The 18,960-nt window shown below is 45.1% G+C and carries 15 protein-coding genes; 6 read left to right on the top strand and 9 right to left on the bottom strand.

Annotated features, from left to right (window positions below; all coding sequences use genetic code 11):
* Positions 1 to 3 precede the first annotated feature (3 nt).
* The gene (radA, locus tag VST71_09240; GenBank protein MEC4685898.1) at positions 4 to 1,362 is read left to right on the top strand and encodes a DNA repair protein RadA; all 1,359 of its coding nucleotides are present in this window, start codon (positions 4 to 6) and stop codon (positions 1,360 to 1,362) included.
* Between the two features lie 59 nt (positions 1,363 to 1,421).
* Here the strand turns inward: radA and VST71_09235 are convergent, their stop codons facing one another.
* Together VST71_09235 and VST71_09230 are read right to left on the bottom strand one after the other, a co-directional pair.
* Positions 1,422 to 2,240: an AAA family ATPase gene (locus VST71_09235; protein ID MEC4685897.1), complete on the bottom strand. Its 819-nt coding sequence runs from the start codon at positions 2,238 to 2,240 to the stop codon at positions 1,422 to 1,424.
* A 77-nt stretch (positions 2,241 to 2,317) separates the two neighbouring features.
* A complete protein-coding gene (locus VST71_09230; protein ID MEC4685896.1) occupies positions 2,318 to 4,774 on the bottom strand; it encodes a tetratricopeptide repeat protein in 2,457 nt (818 codons plus the stop codon).
* A 216-nt stretch (positions 4,775 to 4,990) separates the two neighbouring features.
* Here VST71_09230 and larC point away from each other — a divergent pair, with 216 nt between their 5' ends.
* The 3 genes from larC to hisH all read left to right on the top strand — a co-directional run bounded on the left by larC (position 4,991) and on the right by hisH (position 7,257).
* Positions 4,991 to 6,163 (top strand): nickel pincer cofactor biosynthesis protein LarC, encoded by a 1,173-nt coding sequence (gene larC / locus VST71_09225; GenBank protein ID MEC4685895.1) that lies wholly within the window; start codon positions 4,991 to 4,993, stop codon positions 6,161 to 6,163.
* A 155-nt stretch (positions 6,164 to 6,318) separates the two neighbouring features.
* Positions 6,319 to 6,642, top strand: coding sequence for a hypothetical protein (locus VST71_09220; GenBank protein ID MEC4685894.1), 324 nt, complete (start codon positions 6,319 to 6,321; stop codon positions 6,640 to 6,642).
* The gene (gene hisH / locus VST71_09215) at positions 6,643 to 7,257 is read left to right on the top strand and encodes an imidazole glycerol phosphate synthase subunit HisH (GenBank protein MEC4685893.1); all 615 of its coding nucleotides are present in this window, start codon (positions 6,643 to 6,645) and stop codon (positions 7,255 to 7,257) included.
* A 4-nt stretch (positions 7,258 to 7,261) separates the two neighbouring features.
* Here the strand turns inward: hisH and folK are convergent, their stop codons facing one another.
* The 6 genes from folK to VST71_09185 all read right to left on the bottom strand — a co-directional run bounded on the left by folK (position 7,262) and on the right by VST71_09185 (position 15,677).
* Positions 7,262 to 7,714, bottom strand: coding sequence for a 2-amino-4-hydroxy-6-hydroxymethyldihydropteridine diphosphokinase (gene folK / locus VST71_09210; GenBank protein MEC4685892.1), 453 nt, complete (start codon positions 7,712 to 7,714; stop codon positions 7,262 to 7,264).
* Positions 7,711 to 8,880: an LL-diaminopimelate aminotransferase gene (locus VST71_09205; GenBank protein MEC4685891.1), complete on the bottom strand. Its 1,170-nt coding sequence runs from the start codon at positions 8,878 to 8,880 to the stop codon at positions 7,711 to 7,713. The genes folK and VST71_09205 overlap by 4 nt, the downstream gene beginning before the upstream one ends.
* A 222-nt stretch (positions 8,881 to 9,102) precedes the next feature.
* Complete coding sequence (locus tag VST71_09200; GenBank protein MEC4685890.1) at positions 9,103 to 9,435, bottom strand: hypothetical protein; 333 nt, start codon at positions 9,433 to 9,435, stop codon at positions 9,103 to 9,105.
* Positions 9,436 to 9,690: 255 nt separating this feature from the next.
* On the bottom strand, positions 9,691 to 9,906 hold the full coding sequence (locus VST71_09195; GenBank protein ID MEC4685889.1) for a hypothetical protein: 216 nt from the start codon (positions 9,904 to 9,906) through the stop codon (positions 9,691 to 9,693).
* 81 nt (positions 9,907 to 9,987) lie between these two features.
* Entirely contained in the window at positions 9,988 to 13,311 is a 3,324-nt protein-coding gene (locus VST71_09190; protein MEC4685888.1) for a FecR domain-containing protein, read from the bottom strand.
* A 107-nt stretch (positions 13,312 to 13,418) separates the two neighbouring features.
* A complete protein-coding gene (locus VST71_09185) occupies positions 13,419 to 15,677 on the bottom strand; it encodes an adenylate/guanylate cyclase domain-containing protein (protein MEC4685887.1) in 2,259 nt (752 codons plus the stop codon).
* 316 nt (positions 15,678 to 15,993) lie between these two features.
* On the opposite strand from VST71_09185, the gene VST71_09180 reads away from it, so the two are divergent.
* The gene (locus VST71_09180; GenBank protein MEC4685886.1) at positions 15,994 to 16,704 is read left to right on the top strand and encodes a Crp/Fnr family transcriptional regulator; all 711 of its coding nucleotides are present in this window, start codon (positions 15,994 to 15,996) and stop codon (positions 16,702 to 16,704) included.
* 10 nt (positions 16,705 to 16,714) lie between these two features.
* On the opposite strand, the gene mnmA is transcribed toward VST71_09180, so the two are convergent.
* Entirely contained in the window at positions 16,715 to 17,770 is a 1,056-nt protein-coding gene (gene mnmA, locus VST71_09175; GenBank protein ID MEC4685885.1) for a tRNA 2-thiouridine(34) synthase MnmA, read from the bottom strand.
* A 274-nt stretch (positions 17,771 to 18,044) separates the two neighbouring features.
* On the opposite strand from mnmA, the gene VST71_09170 reads away from it, so the two are divergent.
* Positions 18,045 to 18,935 (top strand): universal stress protein, encoded by an 891-nt coding sequence (locus tag VST71_09170; protein MEC4685884.1) that lies wholly within the window; start codon positions 18,045 to 18,047, stop codon positions 18,933 to 18,935.
* Positions 18,936 to 18,960: the final 25 nt, after the last annotated feature.

The following is an 18,960-nucleotide window of genomic DNA, read 5'->3' as shown; positions in this document are numbered from 1 at the left end:
GTGATGAGCAAGACAAAGACAGTTTATACATGCCAGGCCTGCGGCTATACATCCCTTAAATGGCTCGGAAAATGCCCTGACTGTGCTGCCTGGAATACCTTTGTTGAGGAGGTCACCGGCAGGAAATCAGGTAGCAGGTCACTTCCTGCAACAAGCCCTACCCCCCTCTCCGAAATCATTCTCAATACCGACAACAGGATATCAACACATATTGGAGAACTCGACAGGGTTCTCGGGGGAGGCGTAGTAGCGGGCTCGGTTGTACTCATTGGTGGTGATCCGGGGGTAGGAAAATCAACCCTTATACTCCAGGCAATGGCTCAACTGCTCAGGGACGGGAGCGAAAAGTGCCTCTACATATCAGGAGAGGAATCTGCATCACAGTTAAAGCTGAGGGCATCAAGGCTTGGAATTGACTCCGACAATATCCTTGTCCTTTCCGAAACCTCTCTCGAGATGATTCTCGGGGTAATAAAGGAAACAGAGCCGGCCGTTGTGGTCATTGACTCCATACAGACGACCTACAGCGAAGAACTCCAGTCAGCCCCCGGCACAGTAGGCCAGGTAAGGGAGTGCTCTGCAAGGTTAATGATCTTTGCAAAAAAACATAATATTCCGACCTTTATTATAGGCCATGTTACAAAAGAGGGAGCAATAGCAGGGCCTCGGGTACTTGAACATATCGTTGATACGGTCCTGTACTTTGAAGGGGACAGGTCACATTCGTTCAGGATACTGAGAACAGTCAAGAACCGTTTCGGTTCAACAAACGAGATAGGTGTATTCGAGATGACCGATTCAGGCCTCATGGAGATAGAAAACCCCTCGGAGCTTTTTCTAAGGGAAAGGCCTGCAGATGCAGCCGGCTCTGTAGCCACTGCAACGATAGAGGGCACCAGACCTTTGATCGTCGAGATTCAGGCACTCGTATCACCCACTACATTCGGTGTCCCCAGGAGGACATCCATCGGGGTTGATAGTCAAAGGGTCAACCTCCTTATAGCCGTCCTGGAAAAGATAGGAGGCCTGCACCTCGGCCTCACGGATATATATGTAAATGTGGTTGGGGGTCTCAGGATAGCAGAGCCCGCAACCGACCTCCCCATCATCCTCTCCATAGCATCCTCTCTGCGTGAAATCCCCCTGCCCAACGACCTGTTTGTCTTCGGAGAGGTAGGGCTTTCCGGAGAGATAAGGGCAGTAAATCAGGCTGAGGTCAGGCTTAACGAGGGCGAAAAAATAGGGTTTAAAAAGGCAATCATACCCGAAAGCAACCTGAGAAGGCTAAAACACAACACATCACTACAGGTTACAGGGGTGGGAGATATACATGAGGCCATAGAGGCTGTCTTACATCAATAATTCACGAATTCAGCAATAATTAGTGGTAAATATATCAACTTCAGATATTTTATTGGTTATTATGTTTCGGATTTCAAGCCAAGGTCAACTGCTACGGTATCCATAATACTTTCATCAATCTTTTCTCTCTTCATCAGATAACCTTCAAGAAGTGCATTGTCACAGATCGTGTTGATAAGTCTCGGGATTCCCCTTGAGAAATAATAGACCCTGGACAGGGCCTCATCAGTGAATATATCGTCAGCGCCGGCAACATGAAGCCTGTAACGGATATAATCGATAGTGTTGTTTTCAGAAAGGGAATGAAGCCTGATCCTCATAGCGACCCTCTGTTTCAGGGGCTCATCCAGTGCAAGCACATCTTCAAGCTCCGGGAGACCGAAAAAGACAAAATTCGCCATCTTGCCATCAGCCATCTCCATATTCAGCAACCCCCTGAACTCCTCCATTATCTCCCCGGAATTCAACATCTGAACCTCATCAATCAAGACCACAGCTTTTCTTCCTGACTCGTTGATCTCCAGAAGACGCCTGTATATCTGGCCGAGCACCTCCACCTTATCTTCTTTCACCTTTTCCACTCCAAACTGTATTGCAAACTTCTTGAGCAACCAGTCCGAGCTGACAGCAGAATGAATCACCACAAGCAGGGTTGCCTCAAAGTGTTCCTCGTCGAGTTCCTCAAGCAATCTTCTTGCAAGTGTGGTCTTTCCCGTCCCGATATCCCCTATAACCACCGCAAGCCCTTTCTTGCTCTCCATCGCATATTTTAACTTGGTAAGGGCATCGGCATGCTGGACACTGTTATAGTAAAACTTGTTGTCCACAACATTTGAGAAGGGATGCTCTTTAAGCTTATAGTATCTAAGATAATCCATATACTTTATTTCTCAGAAGGTTTTGAGTCTATACAATCAAGATCCATATTATTATAGTACACGCTGCTTAATCCCAATTACAAGTATGAAATCCTGTCTTTCCCCTGTTTGAAAGTATCCTCAATTACTGCAGCCTCCGATTTATCAACACCCAACCTTTCTTTCAAGGCAGTTACCTTTTCGCCAATATTTCTGAACTTCGAATCCCATCCGTAAATCTCTACATACATCTCCAGGGCTCGTTCAATATCATCGTTTTTTTCATATGCCTCTGCGAGTTCAAACTTTGTACTCCAATAGGCCTCGTCCCTCTCTTCTATATTCTTCAGCGCCTCCCTCAAGGCATCAATGGCAAGGGGATAGAGTTTCTTCTCCATAAAACAAAGCCCTAGCAAGCTTGCAGCCTGCACCCTTCTGTTCGGATCTCTCCTTGCAGTCTGAAATTCCTTTATAGCATCATCAATAAGCCCCATCTCTTTATAGGCTATACCGAGATTATAATGAGTCTCCGAATCCTCCTCCTCAAGTTCCTCGGAAACCCCCCGCTTGAATTCTTCAAATATCTCAAGCACCTCGCTATCAAGGCTTGGCTCAGGCACATCCTCCTCAACAGGTTCTTCAGTAATGATTCCACCTGTGACAGGTCCGGTTTCAGATGCAATATCAGGAGGCATATCCTCTGAGAAACTCTTACTATCATCCTCCGCCTTTGTTGAAACCGGAGGCTCTACCGCAGAAAGCCTGCTTTTGATATCCGAAACCTTTGCCAAAATCTCTTCATTGTCAGGAAATGCCTCAAGTACCCGGGTATATGCTGAAAGGGCTTCCTGATGTAGCCCCTGACGCAGATAAAACTCTGCCTCTGAAAGGTCGTCTTTAAAATCCTCAATAGATGGTGTCCCTACTGAAGTCTCATAGACCTCCGTCATCTCCGGCTCTGCTCTCGGTGCCTCGGTCTCCTCCTCAAATCCTATAACCTCTACCCCTTCGAACTCGGAATCCGGAGACGGTGAAGTGCTGACTGTCTCAGTGGCAGCGGAGAGTTCCAATAGTCGTGGATCCTCCGGGTCTATCTCAAAGGCCTCTTTCAGTGCTTGCTCCCTTTGTTCAATTCGACCCTCTTTTTCATGTATCCTGGCAAGGATAAGACATTCAGTCACTACTCCCTCTTTATCGTTCATCTCCAGATAGATATTTTTTAACCTTTTATGAACTTCCATATTCTCAGGCTCTTCAACCTTCAGTTTCTCCAGGATATCCACAGCCTCATCCATCAGGCCATATCTTAAAAAGATATCCACATCAACAAGTTTCTCGTCAGTTGCCTTCTCTTCTATCTCAGATGGAAAAGCAATGCCAAGTTTCTTTTCCAGGTCCGCTATGCTGGAGAGTACAGCTTCAGAGTCAGGCCTGACCTTCTTCGCTTCAATGTAAGTGCTAAACGCATCTTCTAAAGCCCCCTGCCCTGATTGCATCTCAGCAAGCGTTAAGAGTTCATCAAAGAGTTCGTCCTCTTTACCGAGTTTATTGTAAACCTCGATAAGCTTTTCTGAGCACTCAAGCGGGGCTATATCCCTGAAGTTCTTCAGAAATCCTACAGCCTCCTCATACAACCCTTTCTCCAGATAGTCATCCAACACTGTTTTATAGGTACGCCAGGCGAGTTCTTTTTGACCCTCTTTAAGATAGAGATCTCCAAGAAGCCTGTTCGCCTCAACAGCAACCTCGTCGCCTGACCCTGAGGGAGAAGTGGAGAGAATCTTGAGGAGCAGATCCTTTGCAGTGGCAATGTCTCCTTCCTTCAGGAGCAGCTCTGAATAAAGCAGCTGTATTTGCATATTGTCAGGATATAACTCGATCCCCTTGGCGAGGAGTTCTTTTGCATTTTCAGTAAGTCCCTGAGAAATATAAAAATCAGCCAAACGTTTATAGATATTTTCCTGTCGTGGATATAGCTCTAACGACCTCTCATAATACTCCCGTGCTTTAGCAACATCGCCTTTTTCGTCAGATATCCTTCCTACATCCAAATATTTTCTGGCTGCCTCATCAATATAGCCTTCTTTCTGAAGATATTCCGCAAGCTTTACCCTCAAGGAAAGGTTGGAAGGGGCAAGACTAATTATTCTTTCACATATGGGGATGAGTTCATCCCTGACTCCATGTTTGATATAGGCATCAATAGAGGCAAGATAATATTTGATGGCATCGGTAATCAGACCCCTTTCCTCATTCAGTCTGCCAATGAAGAACAAAGCTTTCGGGTCAAGGGAATCAATATTAAGAATCTTTTTATAGAGGGCCAGCGACTTGGTTACAAAACCTTCTTCTTTAAAATACTCAGCTGCCTTATGGAAGTATTCAATTGCCTTGGAACGGTTTCCGCTCTTAAGGCAGAGATCCCCTATGGTATTATATATATTGCCATCCGGATTCTGGTTGACATACTCCTGCCATATCCAGATAGCCTTATCTATCTGACCTTTTGAAAGAAATCTCTGTGCTTCTCTGAATACTGCAGACTTATCTGTCATTTATCCTACCGTTAACCATAAGATCATTAAACTCAGCCCCTAAACATAAGGTATCAATAATTATCCTTATATGTCAATAACTTTGAGCAGGAAATCCGCAACCCTTTAAAAAAAACTTCTATGAGGAGACAGATTACGCCCGTTTTTTTGGGCCGGGCAGACAATATGGATTTTTTTACGGCCATGATGTAAAATAGTTTTTTATCAGGAGGTTTCGTGAAAATTGCCTATTTTGATTGTTTCTCGGGAATAAGCGGCGATATGTGCCTTGGAGCCCTTGTGGATGCAGGGGTCCCTCTTCAGAAACTGAGAGAGGGGCTGAATGCCCTGGACATGGTCTCTTATGAGATAAGAAGACGGAAGGTGAAACGTGGGGGTATTTCAGCAACAAGGATTGAAGTCATTGTCAAAAAAGACGAGCCAACCCGTAGACTTGACGACATCTTAACCATAATTAAAGACTCAGCCCTTCCTCCAAACATTAAAAAGAGAGGGCTCAGAATGTTCAGAAGACTGTTTCAGGCGGAGAGAAAGGTTCACGGTGGAAGACTAAAAGACCTTCATCTCCACGAGCTATCTGCAACAGACTGCATAGTAGACATTATAGGAACACTCATATGCCTGGAGATACTCGGAATAAGAGAGGTCATATCTTCCCCTCTGAACCTTGGTGGAGGAGCTGTTTCAAGCGAACATGGACTATTGCCCGTCCCTGCACCTGCCACAAGCCAGCTCCTGAAGGGCAAACCCGTCTTCTCTACAGGCATACAGAAGGAGCTGACCACCCCGACAGGTGCTGCCATAATTACAGAAACAGCCACATCCTTTGGTCACTTTCCGGAAATGACGATTGATAGCACCGGAACCGGGGCAGGCAGTCATGGCCTGAAAGAACAACCCAATATACTCAGGGTATTCATAGGAGACAAGACAATAAAACCACACAATGGTCATCATAAAAGGGGATCGAATGAACTGGTAACAGTGATTGAGACCAATATCGATGATATGAACCCGCAGGTTTATGAATACCTGATGGAGAGACTCTTCAAGGAAGGAGCCCTTGATGTCTTTCTCAGCACCGTGATAATGAAAAAAAGCAGACCGGGAATTCTGTTGCAGGTACTCGCTTATCCTGCCTCAAGGGAAAGGCTCATCAATATCCTCTTTGAAGAAACGCCAACCCTCGGGATACGTTTTCACGAAACGGAAAGGGTATACCTTAAAAGGAAGATAAAAAAAATAGATACAGAGTTCGGACCTGTCAGATTCAAGGTCGTCACTACCGATGGTTACAGAAAGGCAGTCCCTGAATACGAGGACTGCCGCAGGATCGCAGAAAAAACAGGTCTTTCACTCATTGATGTCATGAAAATGCTGAAATCTTAGATTTTTCAGGAATTTGCAGGGAAACAAATAAAACAGAACAAACCACAGAGACACAAAGGCACAGAGAAATCCACATTTCATTCGGTCTCTTAGCTCCAAAAGCATTGTTCAGTCAGAATATGTCATAATATAAAAAATATTTTAAGGAGGTTTTCATGTTTTCAACTGAAAAATACAAGATAAAAGAGGCCCCGACCTGTCCGCACTGCAAGCAGAAGACGACCAAAACAGTGCCACCGCCGTATAGTATTGGAGAGGGGTTTGGATGGGGAGTAAGTTACCTCTGGATATGCTTTAACGATGACTGCTCCCTGTTTGTGAAGGGGTGGGAACACATGAAAGAAAACTATGGAAAGTCAGCTTCATACCGTTTCATGTGTCTTCCTGATAACGGCCTGACGGAAACCATTGCTGTCTTCTCCCATGATGGGCTCAAGGGTGGCATCGTTGAGGAGGATAAAGGGGAGGAGCAGGACTAATTGATTGTAATAGTTGATTATGGAATGGGAAATCTCCGCAGTGTTGAAAAGGCCTTTCTGAAAGTCGGGGTAGATGCAAAGGTTACATCCAGCCCCCTTGATATTGAAGATGCTTCAGCCGTAGTACTGCCCGGAGTCGGGGCATTCCGTGACTGTATGAAGAATCTCGACAATCTGAACCTTCTTGCCCCTGTGCTCAGGTCAATAGAGAAAGGCAAGCCATATCTTGGCATCTGTCTTGGTCTGCAGATACTTTTTACTGAATCCATGGAATTTGGCCTTTGCAGGGGACTCGGTGTAATTAAAGGCAAGGTGGTAAGGTTCCCCCAGATGGGGCTGAAGATACCCCATATGGGATGGAATACTGTAAAGTTAAGGAAAACCCCTCCCATATTTGACGGCATAGAGGATGAGAGCTATTTCTACTTTGTCCACTCCTACCATGTGGCCCCGGACAAAGACGAGTTTATTGCTGGTACCACCATGTACGGGATAGAGTTTACCTCCATGATCTGGAAAGACAATATCATCGCCACCCAGTTTCACCCTGAAAAGAGTCAGCAACTCGGGCTCAGGGTTTTGAAGGGGTTTGGTGAATTCGAAAAAAGGGCATAAATGCCTAAACCTCTGACAACATCTCCCTGACTGTCTTCTTCAATAAAGGATGTATCGCCTCAGGGGCTATCTCTGAGAGGGGTTTAAGGACAAAATCCCTCTCATGCATATGTGGATGGGGGATTCTGAGGTCGGGTTCATCTACAATGAGGGCATCATAGAGCAGGATATCAATGTCAACTGTCCTTGGCCCCCACCTTAGGGTTTCTTTCCTGCCGAGATTCTTCTCTATCTCCTGAATTACCCTTAAAACTTCTCCAGGCGTCAGGTCTGTATCTGCCTCTGCAGCCATATTTATAAATTTTGGCTGATTCTTTACTCCCCAGGGCTCTGTCTCATATTGGGAAGACTTTTTTGTAACCTTTATCCCCCTCTTCTCCAGTTCTTCCAGGGCCTTAAGACAAGCTCCTTCACGATCCCCAAGGTTTGATCCGATACCCATGTAAATGGTTGTCATATCACCTTTTTTATCCGTTCAACCGCCTCTTCAATCCTTTCCACAGACACGGTAAGGGCAAACCTGATATATCCCGCCCCAGGATCACCAAAGCCATTACCAGGCGTGCCGAGAACCCCTGTCCTGTCAAGGAGATGCACAACAAAATCCTCTGAGGTAAAGCCCTGAGGCACCCTGGCCCAGAGGTAAAAGGTGGCATCAGGTCTGATTACATTTAAACCCATCTCCGTGAGCCCGCCAAACAGCACATCCCTTCTTGCCTGATAAGTTGACCTTATTGAAGACAGCAGATTATCATCCGTATCAAGGGCAACTATGGATGCCTCCTGTATTGCCTGAAAGACACCGGAGTCCAGATTGGTCTTTATCTTGCCAAGCCCTGCAATTACTCCACTGTTGCCCACGGCAAACCCTATCCTCCAACCTGTCATATTATAGGTCTTGGAGAGGGAGTGGAACTCTATCCCCACTTCCTTTGCACCCTCGACCTCCATAAAGCTTACGGGCATCCTGTTGTCATAGTAAATCTCGGAGTAAGCAGCATCGTGACAGATAATAATATTATATTTATGTGCCAGGGTAATGGCCTCACTGAAGAAGTCCTTGTCTGCAGTGGCACTGGTCGGGTTGTTGGGATAGTTAAGGAACATAATCTTTGTCCTCTTAAAAACCTCCTCAGGTATGGACGAAAAATCAGGAAGAAATCCGTTTTCCTCTGTCAAAGGCATAAAGTAAGGCTCGCCTCCTGCAAACAGTGTTGCTATCGAGTAAACAGGATACCCGGGAGAGGGACAGAGCACAACATCCCCCGGATTTACAAAGGCAAGCGGTATATGACCTATACCTTCCTTTGAACCAATAAGGGAAAGGACTTCCTGCGCAGGGTCAATGGAGATTTTGAACCTCCTGGTATACCACCTCGACACAGCCTCTCTATAGGAGGGCATCCCGTCATAAGACGGATACTTATGATGCTCCGGCTTTTCAACAGCCACCTTCATCGCCTCCACAATATGTTGAGGGGTCGGCATATCAGGGTCACCAATGCTCATATCTATGAGATCAACTCCCCTGTTTCTCGCCTCTGTCTTCATGCCGTCAATCCTTGCAAAGAGATAAGGCGGAAGATTCTTTATCCTGTCGGCAAGTTCAATTCTGATAGACATCGTACCTCCTTAATTTGAATTGCATATTGCGAGTCTAACCCGCAATCTCATAATCTACATTCAAAAAAGGATTATTATACCAGAACAGTGCACTTTTTCACTCTCCGCGATTAGATGACTTCAGGTACAAAGAGGGATTAAGTCCTGGAAGTGGGACATTAAAATCAGGCAGATTTATAACTCATAGTCAAAAAGAGGATGGATCCTATCCTCTTTTTCGATCTAATAAACGGCTTCAACAGGATAAATCTCGGTCAGATATTTTCCAACTGTGTTACATAAATCCAAGATACCTTCCTCGGATTTAACGCGAAGATGGAATTCACATCTCATACAGGAAGATTTCTTACGCCTGCCAATCTTTTCAAGTGCATCTCGACAACAATTATCTTCAATAACCCAACAGACCCTTCCCCCGTTGACCCCACCGTTTAAACCATTTGCAGAAACTTCCGTGGTAACCGGACAGACCCCGAGTTCTTCTGCATGCACCCCCCCGGGTTCTCTCCCGCATCTCATGAATTCCCAGCAATTTAGTTTTATGTCTTCGTTCATGAAATAAATTTAACATTATCTGCTGGAGTAGTAAAGGTAAAATTCACATTGGCAGAAATATTGATTAACTTAAATAATGATAATTGAGGGAGGCTATCAGATAAGCGGAATCGATAGAGAAATTTATGGCAATCCTGCTTAAAAAGAATCCGCCATGGTGTCATATGGCAAAAAAAAGCCGGCCAAGAGGCCGGCTTTTTTTATCTTTTGGATAAGAATTAATATAGAAAGTTTAAATCGAAACCAGACTCATTACTACCAGCAGATCCAATACCATGTACCGATTGCTTTTACCCAGATACACGGATTGCTCTGAAGAACCGTGATGCTTTCGGCATTCTTCATCTTCTTTCCGACAAGGCTCTTCTTGAATTCAGTCTTTGTCATTTTTTTTGGTGCTTTCATGTCTCCTTTTTCTACTTTAATATTCCCGTTATCCATTACTGCTAATCTCATAACTACCTTTGCCATTGCTTACCTCCCTTGATGGAAATGATCTTCAGGTTCTCAAGAACCCGGCAATTGAAAAAAACATGGCTTATTAAAACCGAGTCAAAATGCCAATGTAACTTTAGCCAGGATCAGTCGCTCCGGATAAATGGATGGATTTGTAGAATCGGTATCCTGGAACTTGAATTTTTCATCGAATAAGTTTCGAGCTTCTATTGAAACCATGCCGTAGCGTTTAGGCAATCTATACCTGATAGAGGCATCAACTACCCAGAAACTATCGCTGTCTTCAACTGTTGTCAAAAGGATTGGATTAAAAAACTCTCCCGTCTGATCAACATATGTAGTCTTTATATGGGCAATCAATCCGAGGGGGAAGAAAAGGGAAACTTTTATTGGGATTCTGGTAGTCTCCAGTTTTTTTATGTCATCAACGAAGAAATCTTCTCTGTCAAATTTTTCATATTGATATTCTTCACTCAGAGCCAGCCACGACAGTGGTGACCAGTAAAGATATACCCGAAACAAGTCTTCTTCCCAATCCGTCACTTTATTTTCAGTGACGGGTCCGGAGGGTGGTGGTAAGATTGTCAGCTTCTTAAACGGCACATCCATTTTACGCCTGGAGAACTCTGCACCACTGAAGAGATTCTGTGTGAATTTCTGATCTATCGCAATACCGTATCTCCATGCATCTGTGCCATTGGCATCATCAAAGAACTGATTGAACCCTGCCACCTGAGTTGGCTCAATCGTCTGGTTCGAAATAAGCTGTCTTTTCAATGTCCTGAATACAGCACCCCGGAGGGTCGTGTTGGTCGGAAGGGTCCAGGTCAGACCAATCTTTGGATTAAACTGGTTTTTATCTATAGTTTCGTTATCAAAAAAATCAGCGCTTCCCCCAACTGTCCACATTAGGGCATCAGGATAGTTGATATGTGTATAGACATAAAGGTTGGTGTGGCGCACGTCGTTTTCCTCAAGTGCCGGAGGAGAAGTGATCGCAGGAAGAGGCGGTATTATAACAGTAGTCGTTGTTTCACTTTCAACATCGGAAGTGAAGTGACCAAAACCGCTGATAATGTGCAACCGCTCTGCATTATAAAGGTGCTGGATTTCCCCAAGGTAGCCACTCTCTTTAGCGTTAAGTTCAACTTCCCTTGTGCTTGGCACTCCGGGAACAATATCAGGAGTGGAAACAAAGAAATTATATTTAACACTCTGATGAATGGCAGAGGCTATTATTTCCGAGTTTGGAGTAATACTGTGACGAAATCCCAAACGAATTGACTGAGAATGGTCTTCTTCTCTCCTGGCAGGAAAGAAGGCATCGGGGTCAAAGTTGAGTGATAAATTGCCGTTTTCCTTGTTTTTGTACCGATATTCAGCCTGGATACTTGTTTTGTAGGAAATATTGTACTGGGTAAATATATTGTAGATATCCTCACGAAGATCGTTGTTTTCCCTAAAACCGTCGGTCTCGTAGTGGAACTGCCCTGTGCTTAAAGAAAACCTGTCATATACTCCTGATGCGACAATTTCGTTGCCGAATGTAGCATTTCCACCGTAAACTCCACTTAACTGCAAAGCCAACCGGTTCCGGTTGAAGAGGGAATTGAATTCATTAAATGACAAGTCTCCCGGCCCGGCCCGGTCAAAAATAAAGAGATTGCTCTCGGCAAGCTGGGGTTGAACAGGGGTGATGTTGAGCGGCTGAAGTAGCTGGGACTGGAGGAGTTCGCTGACTCGTGCTATCTCATGGCGTGGCTGAGAGGCATATGTATCGGCCAGCAGCCTGTGTGCTGAATAGTTCTTTGGATCGGTATTAACCGATTTCCATCCCTCTACAAGCGCAAGCCGCTGAAAGCCAAGATCACTGTAAATCCGGGCAATGCTGGCACTGCGTGCTGCAAGGTCGTCATCAAGCAGGAGTTTGGAACGGTATACCCCCCGGTTATCATTCAACTCTATTGCTTTCTGCATATCGTGTAATGCCTCTACCGGACGGTTGATGCTCTGTTTCAGAATCGCATCATAGAAAAAAGGAGTAGGATCAAGGGGGTCAAGTTCCCTGGCTATACCATACTGGTCTTTCGAAAACTTCTCCCGTTTTTCTTCATAGTATGCCTTACCGAGATAGCTCCTGATAATAGACTGGTTTGTATCCAGGCTTACAGCAATCTCTATCTCCCGGCGTCCTTCCCGGAGATATCCCTGACGGATTTTTGCCAGTCCCAGACCAAGACGCGCAAGTGGATCAGCCTGATCCAGTTCAATTGCCTTTTCAAAGGCATCCCTGGCCTCCCGCACCTTTACCTGTGCAAGGTATGCAAAGCCAAGAACTGTTTGCGTACGTGACAGGTCAGGATTCAGATCAACGGCTTTATGTGCTGTAACAAGGGCCTTGTCGAGATATCCGAACGACAGCCACATCTCGGACAAACGTGCCCAGGCAAGGCTGTTTTCCGGCTCGGCTCTCACTGCCTTCCTGAGGCTTCTCAGGGCCCCCTTAAGATCAAAGTTTGCCTGCTGTGCATAAGAAAGGGCGATAAGTGCTGCAGCTGATGAGGGATCGGCATTAACAGCCTTCCGTGCAAGCACAAGGGCACGTTCCTTGTCATTTTGCACAACAAAAATAACAGACTGAAGTGCAATGGCCTGAGCGTAATCAGGAGCAAAAGACAGTGCCCGTTCTATATATCTGAGCGCCTCTTCAACACGGCCTACAGAGAGCATCAACGAGGCTCGGTAAGTGAGGTACAACGGATCCGTTTCGTCTTCAGTCAGTTCCCCGGGATACTCCATAACAGGAGGATAATAGAGCGCCCACTGGACTGCATCCCTGGGGTTAACTACAACTTTCAGTACCGGAGCCTTCCCCTCTTCTGCAACAGCCGATTGACCTTCTGTCAATGTCAGGCTCCCCGAATTGTTTGAGGCCAGGACCTTGCCTTCAAAGACCGACACAAAGGTTTGACCTTTATCTACTCTAACCAGGAATTCTGTTCCCTCTACTGAAGCGTTCACATATGGGGTGATAACCTTGAGAGTTCTGGGAACACGGCTCAGAAAATGAATGGCGCCTCTGATAAGGTCAAGCAGGGATGTCTCTTTCTTTTCTATACCACTGAACATTATCGTCGTATTCTGGTCGAGACGGATAATGGTTTCATTGCTCAGAACAATAGCAGCCCGGCTGTTTTCCATAAGACGGAGCATATCCCCGGGGCAGAACGTGCTGTTCAATTTAATGGGTCTCCATTCAACATCCCCTGTTAGCCTGACCTCAGCTATGCCCTGAACAGAAACCACTTTGGCTACCAAAACCTCACATCTTTCTGCAGCCATGGAATTTGAGGAAATAAATACCGGAAGTAAAAAGAGAAGCGTTGATGGAATGAGAAGACGAGTCAGTATCAGTCTCAAATACATATCCTCCTTAAAAGGAAATTTTCAAAACCTGCCAACTGGACTTACTTGTAACTCTTGCATGTAAGAACGATTAACCAATACTTTTATATTACATACTATATCTATTTTTTTTCCACACAAATAACTCCATCCCATGATTTACCCGGAGGCTCTTCCATGTAATGAGAAATCAACTTCAGATAATATTGAGACGGACCGTCTTCTCCGTATTTGTTTATTATATCATGGAATGTCTCTGCTGCATCTTCCCATAGCTGACGCCTGAAGGCGTCAAGGGCATCGGAAAAACTTAAACACAGCCCTTTTTGTTCCTCTGTCATTTTATCAGCACGGCATATCAATTCAAATACTCTTATAGGTTTTGCCTTCCCATACAAGAGAAACTCCCCGAGTTCTCTCGTAAGAATCCCTTCGATTCCTTCAATGGTCTCTTCGGATGCCAGCAGATATGTGCCGAGGTGTTTATTAAGACCCTCTATCCGTGCTGTTGTGTTAACGATATCCCCGATAGGTCGGTATTCATAGTGATCAATGGCACCGATATTTCCAAGTAAAAAACGGCCAAAATTTAAACCTACTCTCGTTGGTATCTTTACATCAGTGGAGGCTTGATTAAACCTTTGAACCTCCTCTGCCAAATCAAGAGCTGCAAGACAGGCATTCTTCCTTTGCTGATCATCGGGCAGGGCTGTTATCCACAATGCCAGCATTGAATCAGCAACAACATTGGAGACAACACCACCATATCGTTTTACCGGGCCGAAAATAGTCTCATAATATTGCTTGATAAAGTTGCTCAGCTCTTCCGGCTCCATTTTTTCAGAAAGTGAAGTGTATTGCTCAAGATCGGTATAGAGACATGTCCCGTTTACGACCTGCGTGCTTGCCCTGATATCGCCAATATTCCTGATTAACGTGTCAACTATATCTTCAGGCAGGTAGTAGCTGAAGGCCTTTCTTATTTTTTGACGCTCCCTGCCTGTATCAACATATTTCCAGACAACGGCACCAAAAAAAGATGCAGGTGATTGTAACAGGCACGGCACCACAAGGGGATACCAGAGACCGGCAGTCCTGAACTGATAAAGAGCAAGGTATAGATATAATGCATTCATGCCTATTATGATTATAACCGCCGGGATGGAAGGTAGGAGAAAGGCAGCCAATCCCAGGAACAATCCAAAAATCAGGATCAAGACAGTATGTGAAGACATGTTAAGGGGTCTGACAGGCAGATATTCAAGAATATTTGCAAAAGCTGTGGCAGCAATCTCGACTCCATTAAGATCCAACCCATCAGGAGTGGTGAAAACTGTGTAAAAACCGTCTTTCTGTAAATACGGTTGAGTCTCTGCCTGTCCTACAAATACGACTTTACCCCTGAAATCAACCTCCTTTGTGCCGCCCCTCATATCGTTATTCAGATACAATACCTGATGATAAGGCACAGTTGTTATTGTCCTGGAAGGGCCGTAGAAGTTGAGGTACTGGCTGTCCGGACTCTGGTACATTTTTATCAGTGCAGTCAGTATCCGCCTTTTGCGTAGTTCTGATGCGAACGTTTTCGAGCTTTGTAACTCTGCAAGCATCCTGTCCGCCATAGCCGGATTTTTCCGAAAAATATCCCTCAGGGTCATCATGAATTTAACGACCTTGCCGGAAGCTGCAAGTTCATCCTTCTTAAGAGAAAGTATATCTATTTCATCTGGATAGTGTTTTTTCAGCAGCTCAATAAATTCGTTATAGACCTGAAAGCCATAGACCTGAAATGCCACAACCGGCAAGGTGGGAGTATCACCGGCAGACGTCTTGAATGTCCAGTACTGGTTGACACGAAAGGGCAGTTTGGGCAAGGGGAAAGGTGCCAAGGCTGCAGCATTCCCTGCAAGGATGGGAATTGGTGGAACCAACTCTTCAATATCCAGTTTTCCGGAAGGAGCTCCGTTCAATTTGCCAAAGGGGACAATCTCTTTTTTGAGAAATTCACAGAAGACAATATTGCGGGCCTTGCGGACTGCCTCTGCAAAAATACGGTCATTTACCGGATCGCTCTCCTTGTCAAAGGTTACATCAAAGACTATAACCTCTGCTCCCTCCCTGAGCAAATTCTCAATGAGCCTGGCATGGAGCGCACGGGGCCAGTCAACGGGACGATTCGGCAGGGTCAGCTCATCAGACGATGCCTTGTCAATATTGACAACTACGACTTCTGAAGGGGCATCTCTTTCCCCCCGCAGTTTAAAGAGCAGGCCAAGCCCCAGATTTTCTTCCAGTTCATGTCCAAAAGAGGTGAGGCTCAGAACAATGCCCAGCAAACCCGCAACCAATCCAAGAATAACCGATTTCAGTAATTTAGACATTTATATTTTTTTATTCTGACGACCTAAACCCTATTATAGAAGAGTCGATATGATATACTATACTTATATAGATTTATTTTTAGAGATACGGCTATTTTTTATGTTTGTGCAACAAATTCCAATATATGGTAAAAAAACAAGTTTATCTTTAAGATGTAAGGTATCATATCGAATTTTTGATGTCAAGAACCTGTTAAGATTAACTGACACGTTATGTACCGGGACCCCAGCGATAAAAAGTCTTGAACATGTCGCTTCCAAAAGGCATTTATCCCTGGATTTGGGTATATACAAATAAAAATTGCAGGTATAATCCATGATTTTAAAAGAAAAGGACAAGCTTCTTGTCGGGAAGTTTCTGAAGGAAATTCCTGCATTCAGAAATCTTTCAGATAAACGTGTGGAGCAGATAATTAATGACTTCACTATTCGCACTTTTCATGCAGGAGAGACCGTATTCTATCAGACTGACAAGAGCACCGATATGTACATAATTCTCGAGGGCAAGGTTAAAGTAACCTTATTGAGTGAGGAAGGTGATGAGTTTGTCCTGACAGACCTTAATCAGGGTGATTTTTTTGGGGAAATGAGCCTTATTGATGGCAATCCGCGCTCTGCTTCGGTTATAGCAGAGGAGGATTCAACCTTTGCAGTTTTAGAGAGAAACAGGTTTCTTGATGCAATTAAAGAGGACCCTGAGATTGCAATCGATCTCCTCAAGTCTCTTGTGCAGAGACTGAGAAATGCAACCGAAAGGGAGGAAAGCCTTGCCTTCCTTGCTGTTCATCAAAGATTGGTCAAATTGTTCATGAAGCTTATAAAAGACGAGGGGAAAAAGAAAAAAAACGGCTTCTACCTGATCAAAAAACGAACTCACAAGGAAATTGCTGAAAGAATCGGGGCGTCAAGGGAATCAATCTCGAAAGTTGTAAAAAGGCTTGTGTCAGGTAATCTGATAGCTGAAAACGGGGATACATTCCTGTTATCCCCTGATCTGTTTGAAGATATTGATGAGCTTACAGATTAAGCTCTCTTCTTTAATCCCGCTGAATTATTCCCCCGCCAAGCACCACATCCCCCACGTAAAAAACCGCATTCTGCCCGGGGGCAGGGGCCCATTGGGGTTCGTCAAAGACCAGTCTTACAATATCCCCGCTCTCTTCCATTAAGAGCATTGCAGCCTCATCCCTCATCATGGAGCGAATCTTTGCCGTAACCCTCTTAACAGGCGGTGCAATCCAGTTCAGCTCTCCTACCTCCATCTCCCTTTTAAACGCCATCGCCCTTGACCCTACATGAATTGCATTGTTTCCAGGGTCTATCCCTATCACATAGAGTGGATCGGCAGAAGAGACATTAAGACCCCGCCTCTGTCCCACGGTATAATTAAATATCCCTTTATGCGTTCCCAGCACACTGCCGTCAGGCCCTATAATCGGGCCTGGTTTTACTGCCTCAGGAACGATATTACTGATAAAAGATGGATAGTCACCTTCCGGGATAAAGCATATCTCCACACTCTCGGGCCTTTGCGCAGCCGGCAGTTTCAGTCCCCTTGCAATATCCCTCACACGCTCTTTTGTATAAAGTCCCAGGGGGAAGAGCAGCCTGGACAGGGTACCCTGATTCAGCACATAGAGAAAATACGTCTGGTCCTTGACCGGATCAACCCCTTTTTTCAGGAGACAATGCCCGTCAACCCTCTCCACCCTTGCATAATGTCCTGTGGAAATAAATTCAGCGCCGATACTCCCGGCCTCTTTCAGAAGATAAGGAAACTTGATATGGAGATTACAGAGCACACAGGGATTTGGGGTTATCCCGTGCAGATAACCATCGACAAAGGGCTCTATGACCTTATCTATAAAATCCCCCCTGACATCAATCACCCTGTGAGTAATCCCGAGTGCCTTTGCTGTCTCAGCAGCCCCATTTATCGCCTCAAGTGAGCAACACGTCCTGAAGTCTGTCCTCTCCCGGGCCTCCCACAGCATAAAGCTTACCCCTGCCACTTCATGGCCCTGCTCCCTGAGTAAATATGCCGTAACAGAGGAGTCGACTCCTCCGCTCATTCCAACCACTACCTTTGCCATTTTTCTACCCTCTTTCTATGGTGTAACCAGACAATAGAGATTCTGAAATAAATTCAGAATGACATATATCGTTATTTTCTGTTTGTACAAAAAACTTTTGACCCGCTTGAAACTGTTTATTTGTTTGCCGGTTCAATAACCTTGCCCCGGCAAGCAGAAACGAAATATAGCGTGGAGTATAATGATACCATATCCTTTTATCACCTGTATTCTTGTCATCAGCTAAAGTGTGTGCTATGATTAAAATAGATAAACAGGTTAACAGGAGGGAAAGATGAAGATATTGCTAGCCACAGACGGGTCGGCATGTTCAGAAGGTGCGGCAGGATTCTTATCCAGGCTCAACTTATCGTCAGATGATGAGATTATCGTCCTCCATGTATTAAGCTGGGGCCCCTATCATGATGACAGGGAATCCTACTATATAAGCATTAAATATTTTAAAGAGAAGATCGCCCCAAAAATCCTTGATTCAGCAATCGATATTTTAAAACCCGCAGAAGCAAGAATCAGCACGGCACTGGTCGAAGGTTTTCCTGACAAGGCAATTATCGAAGCAGCAGTGGCTTCCGATGTTGACCTGATAGTCATGGGTGCACGTGGAATAAAGGGTGTTAAATCGCTTTTCATTGGGAGTGTAACCAGGTCGGTTGCAATAAATTCACCAAAGCCCGTCCTTGTAACCAAACCTCCCCTCCGGGAGATACCTGCAAGGATGAGAATCCTCCTTGCCACGGACGGTTCTGATTCAGCTCATGCAACTGCTGCATTTCTTGCCTCGATTCCGTTCCCTGATGATACCGAGCTGATAATTATGAATGTAATCCGTTCAGCCATTTCTGATATACCGGAACGGTTTATTATGGAAATAAATGATAAGATCAAGGAAGAAGTGGCAAAGGCCAGGACAATGGAGTTTGAGGAATCGTCCGGAATTATTGAGCAAGCCCGGCCATACCTGAACAAGAGATTTTCAAAAATTGAGGGGATTACAAAGATTGGAGACCCCTCAATAGAGATACTCAACGCAGCGGGTGTATTTGGAGCGGACCTGATTGCTGTCGGGTGCAGGGGTCTTAAGGGAATAAAGGGAATGATGGGCAGCGTATCAAGAAGGATACTCAGCCACAGTCAATGCCCGGTATTGGTTGGGAAGAAAAGCTAATGCAACTTAAACTCAGAAACAGAAG

This window comes from Nitrospirota bacterium, from assembly GCA_035873375.1.
Lineage (GTDB): Bacteria > Nitrospirota > Thermodesulfovibrionia > Thermodesulfovibrionales > JdFR-85 > BMS3Bbin07.
Note: the sequence above shows the minus strand (reverse complement) of the source record. Positions and strands in the feature narration are given on the sequence as shown.